1 pseudogene is annotated in these 330 nt (G+C 63.3%); it reads right to left on the bottom strand.

Annotation, left to right across the window (positions count from 1 at the left end):
* Positions 1-330 (bottom strand): annotated as a pseudogene (locus DQX04_RS12355) (2-isopropylmalate synthase); the annotation flags it as partial.

Here is a 330-nt window from a genome sequence, read left to right as displayed (position 1 = left end):
GCCCTCGAAGACCGATCCATCGGCGAAGGTCGATTTGCCCGCGCCGTTCGGCTGGCCCGCAACCCAGCTGCCTTCCTGCACATAGCCGTCCGGATAGGTCAACTTGCCCATGCCTTCGAAGGTCGCATTGGCAAAGCTGCCTTCGTAACTGGCGCCATCGGCGAAACTGGCCTTGCCCTCTCCTTCGATCACGCCGCTGACCCAGCTGCCTTCGTAGGTGCCGCCATCGGCATAGGCGATCTTGCCCTGCCCATCGGCCACGCCACCGCGAAACTGACCCTGGTAGATCGAGCCGTCGGGGTATGTCACCACGCCCTGACCTTCCATCAC

It is taken from the genome of Aliidiomarina sp. B3213 (assembly GCF_003290085.1).
Taxonomy (GTDB): domain Bacteria; phylum Pseudomonadota; class Gammaproteobacteria; order Enterobacterales; family Alteromonadaceae; genus Aliidiomarina.
The sequence above is the reverse complement of the archived record's forward strand: the minus strand, read 5'-3'. Positions and strand labels throughout refer to the sequence as shown.